Origin of the sequence: Hydrocarboniphaga effusa AP103 (assembly GCF_000271305.1) — a bacterium.
Classification (GTDB): Bacteria; Pseudomonadota; Gammaproteobacteria; order Nevskiales; family Nevskiaceae; genus Hydrocarboniphaga; species Hydrocarboniphaga effusa.
In genome coordinates this window covers 1,278,549-1,293,954 of sequence record NZ_AKGD01000001.1, presented here as the reverse complement: position 1 = coordinate 1,293,954, position 15,406 = coordinate 1,278,549, and the positions used below count along the sequence as shown (strand labels likewise).

The 15,406-nt window shown below is 66.4% G+C and carries 13 protein-coding genes; 7 read left to right on the top strand and 6 right to left on the bottom strand.

Translation table 11 applies throughout. From position 1 onward, the window contains the following. Positions 1-2 precede the first annotated feature (2 nt). On the top strand, positions 3-1,211 hold the full coding sequence (locus WQQ_RS05660; RefSeq protein ID WP_007184127.1) for an acyl-CoA dehydrogenase family protein: 1,209 nt from the start codon (positions 3-5) through the stop codon (positions 1,209-1,211). A 75-nt stretch (positions 1,212-1,286) separates the two neighbouring features. Here the strand turns inward: WQQ_RS05660 and WQQ_RS05655 are convergent, their stop codons facing one another. Then, a complete protein-coding gene (locus tag WQQ_RS05655) occupies positions 1,287-2,120 on the bottom strand; it encodes a metal-dependent hydrolase (protein ID WP_007184126.1) in 834 nt (277 codons plus the stop codon). Positions 2,121-2,212: 92 nt separating this feature from the next. On the opposite strand from WQQ_RS05655, the gene WQQ_RS05650 reads away from it, so the two are divergent. Further along, a complete protein-coding gene (locus tag WQQ_RS05650) occupies positions 2,213-3,064 on the top strand; it encodes a MerR family transcriptional regulator (RefSeq protein WP_007184125.1) in 852 nt (283 codons plus the stop codon). A 3-nt stretch (positions 3,065-3,067) separates the two neighbouring features. Here WQQ_RS05650 and WQQ_RS05645 read toward each other — a convergent pair whose 3' ends face one another. Continuing rightward, positions 3,068-3,721 carry a TetR/AcrR family transcriptional regulator gene (locus tag WQQ_RS05645; RefSeq protein WP_050997578.1) on the bottom strand — a complete coding sequence of 218 codons (654 nt, stop codon included), beginning with the start codon at positions 3,719-3,721 and terminating at the stop codon, positions 3,068-3,070. An 88-nt stretch (positions 3,722-3,809) separates the two neighbouring features. On the opposite strand from WQQ_RS05645, the gene WQQ_RS05640 reads away from it, so the two are divergent. Further along, positions 3,810-4,652 carry an SDR family NAD(P)-dependent oxidoreductase gene (locus WQQ_RS05640; RefSeq protein ID WP_007184123.1) on the top strand — a complete coding sequence of 281 codons (843 nt, stop codon included), beginning with the start codon at positions 3,810-3,812 and terminating at the stop codon, positions 4,650-4,652. 46 nt (positions 4,653-4,698) lie between these two features. Here the strand turns inward: WQQ_RS05640 and WQQ_RS05635 are convergent, their stop codons facing one another. The 3 genes from WQQ_RS05635 to WQQ_RS05625 all read right to left on the bottom strand — a co-directional run bounded on the left by WQQ_RS05635 (position 4,699) and on the right by WQQ_RS05625 (position 7,730). After that, positions 4,699-5,739 carry an AraC family transcriptional regulator gene (locus WQQ_RS05635; RefSeq protein ID WP_007184122.1) on the bottom strand — a complete coding sequence of 347 codons (1,041 nt, stop codon included), beginning with the start codon at positions 5,737-5,739 and terminating at the stop codon, positions 4,699-4,701. A 116-nt stretch (positions 5,740-5,855) separates the two neighbouring features. Continuing rightward, on the bottom strand, positions 5,856-6,767 hold the full coding sequence (locus WQQ_RS05630; RefSeq protein ID WP_007184121.1) for a sterol desaturase family protein: 912 nt from the start codon (positions 6,765-6,767) through the stop codon (positions 5,856-5,858). A gap of 207 nt (positions 6,768-6,974) precedes the next feature. Then, positions 6,975-7,730: a DUF4197 domain-containing protein gene (locus WQQ_RS05625; RefSeq protein WP_007184120.1), complete on the bottom strand. Its 756-nt coding sequence runs from the start codon at positions 7,728-7,730 to the stop codon at positions 6,975-6,977. Positions 7,731-7,877: 147 nt separating this feature from the next. Here WQQ_RS05625 and WQQ_RS05620 point away from each other — a divergent pair, with 147 nt between their 5' ends. The 4 genes from WQQ_RS05620 (at position 7,878) to WQQ_RS05605 (ending at position 13,944) form a co-directional block, all read left to right on the top strand. Continuing rightward, positions 7,878-9,731, top strand: a complete 1,854-nt coding sequence (locus tag WQQ_RS05620) for an ATP-binding cassette domain-containing protein (RefSeq protein ID WP_007184119.1) — start codon at positions 7,878-7,880, stop codon at positions 9,729-9,731. A 3-nt stretch (positions 9,732-9,734) separates the two neighbouring features. After that, the gene (locus WQQ_RS05615) at positions 9,735-10,541 is read left to right on the top strand and encodes an aminotransferase class IV (RefSeq protein WP_007184118.1); all 807 of its coding nucleotides are present in this window, start codon (positions 9,735-9,737) and stop codon (positions 10,539-10,541) included. 198 nt (positions 10,542-10,739) lie between these two features. Next, entirely contained in the window at positions 10,740-11,963 is a 1,224-nt protein-coding gene (locus WQQ_RS05610) for an MFS transporter (protein ID WP_202800612.1), read from the top strand. A gap of 199 nt (positions 11,964-12,162) precedes the next feature. Continuing rightward, a complete protein-coding gene (locus WQQ_RS05605; protein WP_007184116.1) occupies positions 12,163-13,944 on the top strand; it encodes an acyl-CoA dehydrogenase C-terminal domain-containing protein in 1,782 nt (593 codons plus the stop codon). Positions 13,945-14,048: 104 nt separating this feature from the next. On the opposite strand, the gene WQQ_RS05600 is transcribed toward WQQ_RS05605, so the two are convergent. Continuing rightward, entirely contained in the window at positions 14,049-15,404 is a 1,356-nt protein-coding gene (locus WQQ_RS05600) for a GAF domain-containing protein (RefSeq protein WP_007184115.1), read from the bottom strand. Between the last annotated feature and the right edge of the window lie 2 nt (positions 15,405-15,406).

Sequence of the window (15,406 nt, the reverse complement as noted above, 5' to 3'; positions counted from 1 at the left end):
ACATGATCAACCTCGAAACGCCGAAGAAATTCCGCGTCCTGACCGATCAGGCGCATCTCGTCGCCACCGAAATCTTCCGCGCCAATTCGCGCAAGTACGATCGCGCCGAGCACGCGTACCCGAAAGAACTCGACATGCTCGCCTCGCTGATGGACGGCATGGAAGAGGCCGGCGCGCGCGGTGGCGCGGGCGCATCGGGCGTGCGTCGCGAGGCCAGTGCCGACGAAGGCAATCGCAACGGGTCGAACCTCTCGACCTGTCTCGGCATCATGGAGCTGTGCTGGGGTGACGTCGGCCTGCTGCTGGCCATGCCGCGCCAGGGGCTCGGCAATTCGGCGATCGCCAGCGTGGCCAACGAAGAACAGCTGCAGCGCTTCGCCGGTCGCTGGGCGGCGATGGCGATCACCGAGCCGGGCTGCGGTTCGGATTCCGCGAACATCCGCACGACCGCGGTGCTCGACGGCGATCACTACGTGCTCAATGGCGAAAAGATCTACGTGACCAGCGGTGACCGCGCTGATCTCGTCGTGGTCTGGGCCACGCTCGATCGCAGCAAGGGACGCGCGGCGATCAAGAGCTTCGTCGTCGAAAAAGGCACGCCGGGTTTCGAACTCGTGCGGCTCGAACACAAGCTCGGCATCCGCGCTTCGGACACCGCGGCCTTCGTGCTCAAGGATTGCCGCGTGCCGAAAGAAAACCTGCTCGGCGATCCGGAGGTCAATGTCGAAAAGGGCTTCGCGGGCGTGATGCAGACCTTCGACAACACGCGGCCGCTGGTGGCCTCGATGGCCATCGGGCTCACGCGCGCCTGTCTCGAAGAAACCTGGGCGCAGCTCAAGCGCGTCGGCGTCGAAGTCGATTACAGCAAGCCGGCGTTGAATCAATCCGCCGCTGCGGCAGCGCTGCTCGCACTCGAAGCCGACTACGAGGCCGCGCGACTGCTGACCTTGCAGGCCGCCTGGATGGCCGACAACCGCAAGCCCAATTCGCTGCAGGCCTCGATGGCCAAGGCCAAGGCCGGGCGCACCTGCGTCGATGTCGCGCTCAAGTGCGTCGAGATTTGCGGGGCGATCGGCTACAGCGAGAACGATCTGCTCGAGAAGTGGGCGCGCGACGCCAAGATTCTCGACATCTTCGAAGGCACGCAGCAGATCCAGCTGCTGATCGTCTCGCGCCGGCTGCTCGGAAAGAGCTCGGCCGAGCTCAAGTAGCGCGACGCCCGCGTGGCGTGAGCGAGCAACGAAAAAGCCCCGCTTTCGCGGGGCTTTTCCTTATGCGCGGGACCGTCAGGCCGCGGCGTTGTAAGCGCGGTTCAGGCCGTCGATCTGCGTCAGGTACTGGCGGTTGTCGTGCATCCACGGGTGGAAGCTCGGGCGGAAGTAATCGAGCCAGGGCAGCACGATCGCGCGCAGGGAGCCGGGCTTGAAGAACAGGAAGTTCACCAGACGCCCCCAGCCGCGCAGGCCGCGCGCCTTCGGATCGGCCTTGATGATCTTGACGTGGAAGAAGAACACCAGCGGCAGGAAGATGAAGGTCGTCGCCACCAGCAGGAAGCAGCGGCGCAGCCAGGCGGTGAAGCCGCGGCCGAAGACCTGTTCGTAGACGTCGTAGGCGACGGCCTTGTGCTCGGTTTCCTCGAGCGCGTGCCAGCGCCAGAGGTCGGCCATGCGCGGGTTGGCGTCGGCCAGCACTTCGGGCTTGGACAGCAGCACGTTGGCGAGAATCGCGGTGAAGTGTTCGAGCGCCAGAGTCACGCCGAGCTGCCAACTCGTCGGAATGCGCGCCTTCACGCGTTCCAGCAGGCGGCCGACGAATTTGTCGAGCTGCGTGGCCGGCAGGCCGGCCTGATCCATGAGCTTGTTGAAGTCCACATGCTCGCGGCCGTGCATGGCTTCCTGGCCGATGAAGCCCGAGATCGCCTGCTGCAGGGCCGGATCGGTGATCTGGCTGCGGTACTGGCGCACGCTGTGGATGAAAAAGCGCTCGCCCTCGGGGAAGAACAGCGAGAGTGCGTTGAAGAAGTGGCTGACGTGCGGACCCAGCGGGTGCCACTGACCGATGTCTTCGGGCTTGAGCTGGTTCGGCAGATCGAAGTCGAGATCGCGGCGGACAGGCTGCATGGCGCGGCTCCAATGAAATAGTGCCATCAAACAATGTCACAGTCATTTTGGTACGTCAACACCCGCCAGCGAGCCGGTATGATTTCGTCCTTATGTCGTCCTCCCAGAACAGCTCCGACCCCCAGTCCCGCTCGGCCGCCCAGCAGGCCGCCGAATATTCGATCGACGAACTCGCCCGCGCCGCCAGCACCACGGTGCGCAACGTGCGCGCCTACCAGGACCGCGGCCTGCTGCCACCGCCCGAACGACGCGGCCGCATCGGCGTGTACGGTCAGGCACATCTGTCGCGGCTGCGCATCATCGGCCAGCTGCTCACGCGCGGTTACACGCTCGCGAGCATCGGCGAACTCATCGCGGCCTGGGAAAGCGGCAGCGATCTGGCCGGTCTGCTGGGCCTGGAATCGGCCGTCGCGAGCCCCTGGGGCGACGAGGAGCCGGCCTGGTACACGCTGCCCGAACTGATCGGGCTGTTCGGCGGCCGCTTCGACCCGCGCTGGCTCGCGCAGGCCTCGTCGCTCGGCATCCTCGAACTCGACGGCGTGCGCTTCCGCTGTTCGAGCCCCCGCCTGCTGCAGGCCGGCGCCGAGCTCGTGAAGATCGGCATTCCGCTCGACGACATGCTTGACGTGCTCGCCAAGCTGCGCGCGAACGTCGAGGCCGCGTCGGACCAGATGGTCAAGCTCATCGAGCGTCACTTGTTCGAGCGATACGGCCCCGGCCTGCCGCCGGCCACCGAGGCGCCAAACCTCGGCGCCATCATCTGGCGCCTGCGTCCGCTGGTGGAAACCGCGGTGCACTCCGAGGTTGCGCGGGCGATGGAGCGCGCGGCGAACCGGCACCTGGGCGATCGCCTCGCGCACGTGCTCGACGAGTTCGAGAAGCAGCGCAGCGCCAGCGGCGAAGCTCCCGCGCCCACACCGCTGCCGCTGCCTCCGCTGAACTAGCGGCTAGGCGGCACCGCGTGCGGTCAGCACCGCGCGAAAGATCGTCAGGGCGCTGGACACCACGTCGTCGATGGCCTGCTCGTAGCCCTGCAGGCTCCAGGTCATGGCGATGAACACCACCGAGCCGACCAGGCCCGCGGTCAGCATCTGCTCCTCATGCGGCTCGATGCGCACGTGCAGAGCCAAAGCCATCGTGCGGATGATGCGCGCGAAGTCGTCGATCGCGGTCTGCGTGAGCCGGGTGACTTCCGGGCTCACGCCGAGTACCTCGAACAGCAAGATGCGGGCGACGTTCGGATCGGCGCGCATGGCGGCGAAGAATTCGTGCAGGCCCAGGCGCACGATGTCCTCGGGATTCTTCAGCCGCGAGGTCATCAGCGTGGCTGCGATCTGCTGCTGCAGCTGCTCGACGAGATGCGAATACACCGCTCCGAGCAAAGCCTCGCGATCGCCGAAGGCCTCGTAGAAATAGCGCTCGGTGAGCCCGGCTTCGGCACTGACCGAGCGCACCGTCGTCGCCCGGTAACCGTCTCGCCCGATCACCTTGATGCCGGCTTCGATGAGCTTCAGGCGACGCTCGTCGCGACGCTGGTCGGCGCTGGTTCCGCGGTAGCTGCGACCGCTCGGCGGCGGCGTGGAATCGGCTTGTTTCGACATGCCCGGAATATTGACATCCGTCGTTGTCACATTCAAAGTTGACATCAATCAATGGCAGATTGCCATCAGAACACAGGCGGGGAGAATCATGAAGAACTTTTCGGGCAAGGTCGCGGCCATCACGGGCGCCGCATCGGGCATGGGCCGGCAGCTCGCGATCCGCCTGGCCGAGCGCGGTTGCCATGTGGCGATCAGCGACGTCAACGCGGCCGAACTCGAGATCACCGCCGAGCGTGCCCGTGCCTATGGTGTCCGCGTGACCACCCGATCGCTCGATGTCTCCGACCGCGCCGCGATGCAGTCCTGGGCGGACGACACCGCGGCCGAGCACGGCAAGGTCAATCTGATCTTCAACAATGCCGGCGTGGCGCTGTCTTCGACCATGGAAGGCGTCCGCTACGACGATTTCGAATGGATCATGGCCATCAATTTCTGGGGCGTGGTCTACGGCACCAAGGCTTTCATGCCGTATCTGAAGGCGGCGGGCGAGGGCCATGTGATCAACACCTCGAGCGTGTTCGGCCTGTGCTCGCAGCCCGGCATGGGCGGCTACAACGCGAGCAAGTTCGCGGTTCGCGGCTTCACCGAATCGCTGCGCCAGGAGCTCGATCTGCAGCGCTGCGGCGTCAGCGCGACGAGCGTGCATCCGGGCGGCATCAAGACCAACATCGCACGCGCCGGCCGCGTCGACCGCAACATCGAAGGCCTGCTCGTGAAGGATTCGACCAAGGGCGCCGCGCAGTTCGAAAAGCTGTTCATCACCACCGCCGACTCGGCCGCGCTGACCATTCTCAAGGCCGTGCAGCGCGATGCGCGCCGCGTGCTGGTCGGCCCGGACGCGCACCTGATCGACTGGATGGTGCGCTGCTTCCCGAGCTTCTATCAGGCGATCGTCGCCTTCTTGACCAAGCGCTTCATGCGCAAGGTCTGAATCGCGGGCGGTGGGGTTGCGCGCCTGCGGCTAACCCACCGACAGGCTACGACTTCGAACCCTCCGCTCCGGCCATCGCCGCGTTGCGGCGGGCGCGGCGGCTCTCGCGGTACTGCACCGGCGTCTGCCCGGACCAGCGCTTGAACGCGCGGTAGAAGGTGCTCGGCTCCGAAAATCCCGTGAGATAGACGATGTTCTCGATCGCCTCGTCGGTGCGCGCGAGCAGGCGCTTGGCGAGCGAGAAGCGGAAGTCCGCGAGAATCTGCGAGAAGCTCGTGCCGGCGCGCGCGAGCTCGAAGCGCAGCCGGCGCGGGGCGATGTCGAGTTCCTTGGCCACCTCTTCGAGATCGCAGTTCTCGAGTTCGAGGCGCTGCGCGAACACGCCGCGAATGCGCTCGACGAGGTCCTCGCGCTTGAGTTTCATGAGCCGCTTCTCGGCCAGGCCTTCGTGCAGCTGCAACAGGTCCGGATCGAAGTGCGGCGAGCGGTAGTCGAGCAGCGCCGGGTCGAACCAGATTTCGCTTTCGCCACCGCCGAAGGTCACCGGACAGCCGAACACTTTCTCGTAAGCCGCGTCCGATGCGCGCTGGCTGCAGCGCAGCAGCACGCGCTGCGGGGCGAACTGCGCATCGGTCACCGCGCGCGCGAACTGGATCAGTTCGTAGACGACGATGATTTCGGTGTGGCGCAGCTGCGGCGCATCGACCGCGGTGCCGATCACCGCCACGCGCGCGCCCGCCGCGTCGTTGACGATGCGCATGCTCAATGCGTCCGAGATCAGGCGCAGGTACTTCAGCGAGCGCTTGAGCCCTTCGGCGAAGGTGCGGCTGCTGAACATCAGGTATTCGAGCACCTCGCCGCGGAACACCGGCAGGTGCGGGCACAGGTGCAGGCCGACTTCGGGGTCGTGCGTGACCGACTCGACCGTGCTCCAGAAGAAGGCCTGCTGCTGATGCGGGGTGCGCAGCTCGCGCAGCGGCAGCTTCTCGGCGTCGTAGCCGAGGCGCTGGTAGATGGCCGAGACGTCCAGGCCGGCCTTCACCATGCCTTCGTGGATGAGCTGCAGTAGTTGTCCCGAATCCCGCATCGGCGCTCGCCCTTTTGGTGAAGAAGGCGCCTAGTGTGCCGGATTGGCCGATTTGACACACGCCTGCGTATGGGGCGATTCGCCGACCGACTCCGGCGCAGGGCCGGAACGGGTCTTTACGGGCTCTGCGTCTTGAGCTCGGTCGTCGGCGTGCGCGAATCCACCGCCTGCGGTCGCACCCATTCGGGCGGCGCCCACAGGTGCTTGAGCCGCTCGCGCAAGGCGCCCGGGCGGGCGACGTCGGCGAACATGTCGCGCCACTCGTGGAACATCATCGTGACCGGATTGCGCGTGTGAATCTGCCTTGTGATGCCGTAATCGCAGGGCGCTTCCTCGGGCACGAAGCTGCCGAACAGCTTGTCCCAGATCACCAGCACGCCGGCGTAGTTGCGGTCGATGTACTGCGGATTGCGCGCGTGATGCACGCGGTGATGCGAAGGCGTGTTGAACACCGCCTCGAACCAGCGCGGCAGCTTGCGCACCACTTCGGTGTGGACGAAGAACTGGTAGCCGAGGTTGATCGCGACGACCAGGATCACGTGCTCGGGCTTGAAGCCGATGAAGGCCAGCGGCAGCCAGAACAGCCACATGCCCGAGATCGGATAGGTGAGGCTCTGGCGCAGCGCGGTCGACAGGTTCATGCGCTCGGAGCTGTGGTGCGTCACGTGGCTGGCCCACATCCAGCGGATGCGATGGCTGCCGCGATGGAACCAGTAATAGAAGAAGTCCTGCAGCAGCACGAGCAGCAACAGCGTCCAGCCGTTGAACGGCACGTCGAACAGCCGATGCTGGTAGACCACGTAGAACAGGCCGATCAGCAGCGCCCAGGCAATGCCGTCGGCCACCGCGTGCGAGAGCGCGAGCACGACGTTGGTGCCGGTCTCGTGCACCGAATAGGTCTGCTGCCGGCGGCGATGCAGCACGATCGCCTCGGCGATCATGCAGACCAGGAAGATCGGGGCCATCAGCAGCAGGAACACCTTTTCGATGCCCACCTGCTCGATGGCCTGGATTGCGTTGTTGAGCATGTGCGGTCCTCCGTCCTTGCCGCAGCTTATGCGGCGGATTGGACCACAGACCAGGGCCCGCGCCACTGGTCAATGCGCAGGGACGGGCAGGCGCTGGGGCGATGCCCGGAGGACGCACCCTGGCAGGGTGGAGATGGACGCGCCGCTTCCACCTCATCCGCGCACCGGTGACGGTCTAGGCACGCCCTGCGAGAGGCCGCAGTGGGCTCACTGTTTGGCGAACACCTTCTTGAGCAGTTCGGTGCTGCGTGCTGCAGGGTCCTTGCGGATGCGCGCCTCCTCGTCGGCGATCTTGGTGAACAGGCCGTTGAGCGCCTGCTGGGCCACGTAATCGTCGAGATCGGTCGGCGGGGTGCTGCCCGAGAGCCGCAGGATCGGCCCGGCCTTGCTCGCCACCTTCTTGTACTGCTGGGTCACGCCGACCTGGGCCGTGGCCTCGGAGACGATCGGCAGGATTCGGGCGTAGAGCTCGTTGGTCGAGGTGCGGCGGAAGAATTCGGTCGCCGCGTTGTCCGGCCCCTGCAGGATCTGCTTGGCGTCGGCCAGCGTCATTTGCGAGATCGAGTTCGCGAAAATACTCGTGACCTGCGGAACGGCCTTTTCGGCAGCCCGGTTCAAGGTGAGCTGGAACTGGTCGAGCGTACTGCCGTAGCCGATCGCCCGCACCGTGCTCTCGTACTTGGAGATGAAGCCCGGCAGCGGCACGCGCACGCGCGGGTCGGACCAGAAGCCGTCGGTGCGGCCGAGCTGGCCGATCGCGGCCGTGGTGCCCTGGTTCAGGGCCTGGCGCAGGGCCGCGGCAATCTCGCTCTGACTGGCTCCGGCGGTGCCCGGGATCACCGAACCGATCGCGGAGCCCAGGCCGTCGAGCGCCCCTTTCATCGACTGGCCGCCATCGGCGCAACCGACCATGCCGGCGAGGCCGAAACCGCAGACGAGCAGACGCAGGCGACGCGAGGACATGCACAGCTCCGAAAATTGGGTAGTGGTTCGGGTAGTGGCCAGCATAACCGCAGCCATCGTGCCAGCTAAGGGATATTTCAGAAGATCGTTGGATCGTTTTGAAGCTGCATCCAAACGGTGACCCAAGCACATTACACTGCGCGCCCCATGCTCTCGTTCTCCAACGTCACCCTGCGCCGCGGGGCCCGCAAGCTGCTCGAAAACGCCACGTTCACGGTGCATGCCGGCTGGCGCGTGGGTCTGGTCGGACGCAACGGCACCGGCAAGTCGAGCCTGTTCGCGATGGTGCTCGGCGAGCTTTCGCCGGACCTCGGCGAAGTGCAGCTACCCCGCCAGGTCGAAATCGCCTGGGTCGCGCAGGAAACGCCCGCGCTGCCGATGCCGGCGATCGACTTCGTGCTCGACGGCGACACCGAGTTGCGCCGCCTCGAAGCCGATCTGGCGGTGGCCGAGGCCAAGCACGACGCGGCGCGCATCGCCAAGCTGCACGATCGCCTGAACGCCATCGGTGGCTACGCGGCACGTTCGCGCGCGGCCAAGCTGCTCGACGGCCTGGGCTTCGCCAACGAGGCGCAGGCTCGGCCGGTGGCGAGCTTCTCGGGCGGCTGGCGCATGCGCCTGAACCTGGCGCGCGCGCTGATGTGCCGCTCCGATCTGCTGCTGCTCGACGAGCCGACCAACCATCTCGATCTCGACACCGTGATCTGGTTGCAGGACTGGCTGCGCAGCTACCCGGGCACGCTGTTCATCATCAGCCACGATCGCGAATTCCTCGACGCGGTGACCACGCACACGCTGCATCTGCATGCCGAGAGCGCCACGCTTTATTCCGGCAACTACAGCCAGTTCGAGCGCCTGCGCGCCGAGCGTCTCGCGCAGCAGACCGCGCAGCGCGAGCAGCAGCAGCGCCAGCTTGCGCACTTGCAGGCCTTCGTCGATCGCTTCCGCGCGCAGGCGACCAAGGCGCGGCAGGCGCAGTCGCGCCTCAAGATGATCGAGCGCATCCAGCTCACCGCGCCCGCGCATGCGGATTCCGAATTCAATTTCAGCTTCCGCGCCCCGCTCAAGCTGCCGAGCCCGATGCTGCGGCTCGATCGCGTCGCGGTCGGCTACGGCGACAAGCCGCAGCTGTCGGGGCTCAAGCTCGGCCTGGAGCCGGGCGATCGCATCGGCCTGCTCGGCCCGAACGGCGCTGGCAAGTCCACGCTGATCAAGCTCATCGTCGGCGACCTTGCGGCCATGCAGGGCGAGGTCAAGCGGTCGCCCGAACTCAAGATCGGCTACTTCGCGCAGCATCAGCTCGAATCGCTGGACATGAAGGCCTCGCCGCTGCTGCATCTGCGGCGCATCGACAAGGACGCGACCGAACAGGCGCTGCGCGATTACCTCGGCGGCTTCAACTTCCGTGGCGATCGCGTCTACGAAGCGATCGAACCGTTCTCGGGCGGCGAGAAAGCGCGGCTGGCGCTCGCGCTCGTCGTCTATCCGCAGCCGAACCTGCTGCTGCTCGACGAGCCGACCAACCATCTCGATCTCGACATGCGCCACGCGCTCGAACTCGCCTTGCAGGAATTCGCGGGCGCGATGGTGCTGGTCTCGCACGATCGTCACCTGGTCGCGAGCACCTGCGACACGCTCTGGCGCGTCGCCGACGGACGCTGCGAAGCCTTCGACGGCGACCTCGACGACTATGCCAGGTGGCTCGGCTCGCGCGGCAACGACGGTGGCAGCGGCAAGGCGCCCGAAAAAGTGCTCGACGCCGCGGCCAAGGCACAGCAGCGCGCGCTGCGCGACGCGGTCGGCAAGCTCGAATCGCAGATGGGCAAGGCGCAGGCGCGACTCGAGCAGATCGAAGCCGCGCTCGGCGACGCCGGTCTTTATGAAGCCGCGCGCAAGAAGGAACTCGACAAGCTGCTCGATGAGCAGAAAACGTTGCGCGACAAGCTCGCCGACGTCGAGGCGCGCTGGCTCGAGGCGATGGAACAGCTCGAGGCCGTCTGAGCCATGAGCCTGCCGCTGGTCGAGATCAACGGAATCGCGGCCAGCGCCGCGCAGATGCTCGCGGCGGGCGCGGGCTACGGGCATTTCACTTCGCTGCAGGTGCGCGACGGCGCGGTCGCCGGCTTGTCGCTGCATTTCCGGCGACTGGCCGATGCGACGCAGCGGCTGTTCGGCAGCACGCTCGATCTCGCCCAGCTGCGCGTCTGGCTCGAGCAGGCGCTCAGGAACGCGAACGCGCTCGACGCGGCGTCGGTGCGCATCGTCGTGCATGCCGCGCGCTTCGATCGCGAGCGGCCCGAAGCGGCGACGCCGGTCGACGTGATGATCGCGGTCAGCGCAGCGATCGAGCGCAAACGGGCTCCGATTCGCGTGCAGTTGCGAACCTACGAGCGCGAGCTGCCGCAGGTGAAGCATCTGGCGACCTTCGGCCTGCTCTGGCAGCGTCGCGAGGCGCGCCTGGCCGGCTACGACGACGCCTTGTTCGAGACGCGCGCGGGCCTGATTTCCGAAGGCAGCGTCTGGAACATCGGCTTCTGGGACGGCGCACGCGTGATCTGGCCGCAGGCACCGATGCTCGACGGCATCAGCCAGCAGGTGCTCAAGCTCGGGCTCGTTCGCAACGGCGTCGCGAGCGAGGTGCGCGAGCTGCGCCGCGAGCAGCTGCGCGATCTGAGCTCGGCTTTCGCCTGCAACGCGAACGGCGTCGCCGTGCCGATCGCGAGCATCGACGGCATCGGCTTCGATCCGGCGCCGGAGCTCATCGATGAATTGTTGCGCTGCTATGAAAGCGCGGAACCGGAAGCGGTCTGATGCCTTTTCATCCCTCTCCCTTCCGGGAGAGAGGCCGAGGGTGAGGGTCTCTCCGGTGCGAGCAAGCCTGGCTGTCGCTGCGAGGCCTTCACCCCTGCCCATCTCCCGGAGGGAGAGGGAAAACAGACAGGTCAGGCCACTTTTCGTGCGCTCGGCCTGCTCGGATAAGCTGCTCTATCTTCCATGATGCAGAGCACCATGTCCTCCCGCACCTCCAGCAACGCCGCGATGTGGACGCTGATCCTCTGCGCGGCCGCCACGCTCATGATCACGATGGGCGGACGCCAGTCGATGGGCCTGTTCGTCGCCCCGATCACGCAGGCGACCGGCATCGGCATCGTCAGCATCAGCTTCTCGCTCGCGATCGCGCAGTTCACCTGGGGCGCGGTGCAGCCGGTGTTCGGGGCGATCGCCGATCAATACGGCGCGCGGCCGGTGATCTTTCTCGGCACCTTGTTGCTCGCGGCCGGCTATGCGCTGGTGCCGAACGTGCAGTCGCCGCTGATGCTCACGCTCGCGCTCGGCCTGTTCACGGCGGCCGGCGCGGGCGCGGGCAGCTTTTCGATCCTGATCGGGGCGACGGCGTCGGAACTGCCGGCCGAAAAGCGTTCGATGGCGAGCGGCATCATCAACGCGGGCGGCTCGGCCGGGCAGTTCGTGTTCGCCCCATTGCTGCAATTCCTGATCGCGGGCTTCGGCTGGATCGTGGCGCTGTATTCGCTCGCGGCCGTGAGCCTGCTGTCGCTGCCGCTGCTGCTGGGCCTGCGCAAGCGCGCCCCGCAGGCGTCGGTCGCGAGCGCCGCAGTGGCCGAAGCGAGCCTCGGCGCGCAGGTTCGCATCGCCCTGCGCGATCGCAGCTATTGGCTGCTGCATGCGGGCTTCTTCACCTGCGGATTCCATATCGGTTTTCTCGTCACGCATTTGCCCGGCGAAGTGTCGCTGTGCGGTTTGCCGGCGAGCGTGTCGGCGACGTCGCTCGCGCTGATCGGCCTGTTCAACATCATGGGCAGCCTGGCCGCCGGCGCGCTCGGCGGGCGCTATCGCATGCGTTCGATACTCGGGCTCATGTATGCGAGCCGGGCCTTGATCATCGCGATCTACCTCGTCTCTCCGCGCACGCCGCTGACCTTCTATCTGTTCGCGGCGGCGCTCGGCTTCAGCTGGCTCGCGACCGTGCCGCCGACGGCCGGGTTGATCGGCAAGCTGTTCGGCACGCGCTACCTCGGCACGTTGTTCGGGCTCACCCTGCTGTCGCACCAGACCGGCGGCTTCTTCGGCGCCTGGGTCGGCGGACTCACGATCTCGCGCTACGGCGATTACGGCTGGATGTGGTACGCCGACATCGCGCTCGCGGTGGCCGCGGCGCTGCTGTGCCTGCCGATACGCGAGGCGTACGTGAAGCCGGTCGCCCAGCCGGCCTGAGCGCCCGCAACGTCGCCCCTTGCGCCATCCGCGAGGGGCGCAGGCCTCCGAAATTTTCCCGGCAAGAAAGGCCGCGTCGCCAGTCGACGGACGGTGACACGCTGTCGCCTGGGCCAGTGTCCATACGCACCCGTATCCGATAGGCTGGCGGCATTCGATTTCCCTTCGCCTATCCACCTTCGCTTTACGGAGATTTCGTATGCCCAGCTATACCGCCCCGATGCGTGACATCCAGTTCGTCCTGCACGAGCTGCTCAAGGTCGAAGACGCGCTCAAAGAGATTCCGGCCCACGCCGAACTCGACGCGGACACGCTCAATTCGGTGCTCGAGGAAGGCGCCCGCTTCGCCTCCGAGGTGATCCAGCCGCTCAACCAGAGTGGTGACGAAGAGGGCTGCACCTACGTCGGCGACGGCGTCGTGCACGCGCCCAAGGGCTTCAAGGAAGCCTATGCGCAGTACGTCGAAGGCGGCTGGCCGGCGCTGTCCTGCGACACCGAATACGGCGGCCAGGGCCTGCCGCATTTCGTCAACAACGCCTTCTACGAAATGCTCAACTCGGCGAACCAGGCCTGGACCATGTACCCAGGCCTCACGCACGGCGCCTACGAGGCCCTGCATGCGCACGGCACGCCGCAGCAGAAGCAGCTCTACCTGCCCAAGCTCACGAGCGGCGAATGGACCGGCACCATGTGCCTGACCGAGCCGCATTGCGGCTCGGACCTCGGCATCCTGAAAGCCAAGGCCGAGCCGGTCGGCGACGGCAGCTACCTGATCTCGGGCACCAAGATCTTCATCAGCTCCGGCGAGCACGATCTGGCCGAGAACATCATCCACCTCGTGCTCGCTCGCCTGCCGGGTGCGCCAGAAGGCACCAAGGGCATTTCGCTCTTCATCGTGCCGAAGTTCCTGCCCGACGCGAGTGGCAAGCCCGGCGAGCGCAACCCGGTCAAGTGCGGCTCGATCGAACACAAGATGGGCATCCACGGCAACGCCACCTGCGTGATCAACCTCGACGGCGCCAAGGGCTGGCTCGTCGGTGAGGAAAATCGCGGCCTCAATGCGATGTTCGTGATGATGAACGGCGCGCGCCTCGGCGTCGGCATGCAGTCGCTGGGCCTGGCCGAGGTGGCGTTGCAGAACTCGCTGATCTACGCCAAGGACCGCGTGCAGTTCCGCGCCGCCAAGGGTCCGGTCAATCGCGACAAGCCGGCCGATCCGATCATCGTGCACGCCGACGTGCGCCGCATGCTGTTCACGCAGAAGGCCTACGTCGAAGCCGGTCGCGCGTTCTCGTACTGGCTCGCGCTCAACATCGACAAGGAGCTTTCGCATCCGGACGAAGCGGTGCGCAAGGAATCGGCCGATCTCGTCGCGCTGCTGACGCCGATCGTCAAGGCCTTCGTCTCCGACAACACTTTCGAGTGCACCAACCACGCGCTGCAGTGCTTCGGCGGCCACGGCTTCATCAAGGAATGGGGCATGGAGCAGTTCGTGCGCGATGCGCGCATCAACCTGATCTACGAAGGCACCAACGCGATCCAGTCGCTCGACCTGCTCGCGCGCAAGGTGCTCGCCGACGGCGGCGCCAAGCTCAAGAAGTTCGGCAAGCTGATCCAGGCTTTCGTCGTCGAAAACCAGGGCCATGCCGGGATGCAGGAATTCCTCGAACCGCTCATGGACATCGGCGACAAGGTCAACAAGCTCACCGGCGAGATCGGCGCCAAGGCCCAGCAGAATCAGGAGGAGGTCACCGCTGCCGCAGTGCCCTACCTGCGCGTGGTCGGCCATCTGGTCTACTCGTACTTCTGGGCGCAAATGGCCAGGATCGCGCTCGACAATCAGGGCGACGATTTCTACAAGGCCAAGCTCGCCACCGCGCGTTTCTACTTCGCCAAGCTACTGCCGGAAACCGCAGGCTACATTCGCCAGGCGCGTGCGGGTTCGGAGGTGGTGATGGGCTTGCCGGCCGAGTTGTTCTGATCGGCCGCTTGCGAAGCGGTGGGGTCGGTTCCAGGCCGTAACCCACCGCTTCGCTTGCCCCGAAAAAACGGCTGCCGTACTCGAATACCGCTTCAAATACCGCTTCAAACCGGAATGTCGACGAGCTGCAGGGGCCTGCGCACGCAGAGCCGAAAGCGCCCACGGCCGGTTTTTTCGATGCGCACGCTGGCCTCGTGTTCGACGAGCCGGCGCTGCAGCAGGATCAGTCGGGCTTCGAGGTTGTCGGACAGATCGGGCAGGCCGATGCGCGGGTCGACGCGCAGCTCGCGGTTCGAGAAGACCGTGCGCCCGCTCTGCGCGTGATCGCGCATCAGCGTCCAGAAGATCGAGCCGGCGACACCCTTGATCAGGTAGCTGTCGCCGAGGAACACGCTGTGGTTCTCGGCGTAATGGCGCACGACGAGCGGCGGGGCATCGTTTGCCAGCGGAGCCGGACGCTCGTCGATCTCGTCTTCGATCGTGGCCGGCTCGGCGGCTTGCAGCAGGCGCATCGCGAGCGCGAGCTGGGCGGCGAGCGTGACGAGCGCGTCTTCGTCGTCGTACGAGAAACGCATCATCTGCATGCTCTCGACGTAGAGCACGCCGAGCAGCGCGGGCACCGCGCCGGTCGACAGGATCGGCACCGCGAGCTGGCTGTTCGGCTCGGCCAGGCCCGGAAACGGAATCCGCGTTTCGAGCCGGTCGCCGAGCCCGCCTTGCAGCGCGGCCTCGCGTATCGCGCGGCCGTACGAATATTCGAGCGCGCGGAAGCTGATGCGGATCGGCGTGCGGCTTGCGGCCGCGATGCCGATCACGCCGGCGCCGAGCGGAATTTCGGCGCCGACGCCGGAGTCGTCGTAGCCGCGCGAGCCGACCGCGTAGAGCCGCGTGCCGCTGCCGTCGGGCATCAAGAGCAAGGCCTGTTCGATACCGAAGTCTTCGACCAGGCCATCGAGCACGGCGTCGAAGGCGGACGCCAGGTCGGTTGCCGCGTTGAGCCTCGCGCTGCTGCGGCGCAAAGCCGCGAGCCGGCTCGCGGGCCGCGGCGGCGCAGGCATCGGCCGGCCCGGAACGGACTCGATGTCGGTGATGCGGTAGACGTCCGAGCCGCGCAGCCTGAACACGCCGCTCATGCCCTCGTGCGAGGCGATGCCGGCGAGCTTGGCGCGCATGCGTTCGAACAGCGGGCCGCTGGTTTCGGTGCGCTCGTAGCGCAGACCGACGCGGAACATCGCGCCCGTGAGCGGATGGATCAGCAGCAGCCGCGCGACCGGGTTCGCAAGGATGTTGCGCCGCGTGGTGTTGAAGAACTGGAACGACAGCGCGAGATGCCCGGCGTCGAGATATTCGATCTGCGACAGATAGCTCACGTTCGGCGTGCCGTCCGGCGCGCAGGTGGCGAGCACGCCGGGAATCGCGCCTTCGCAGCAATCGCGGATGTCGTCGGGCGCGGCTTGCACGC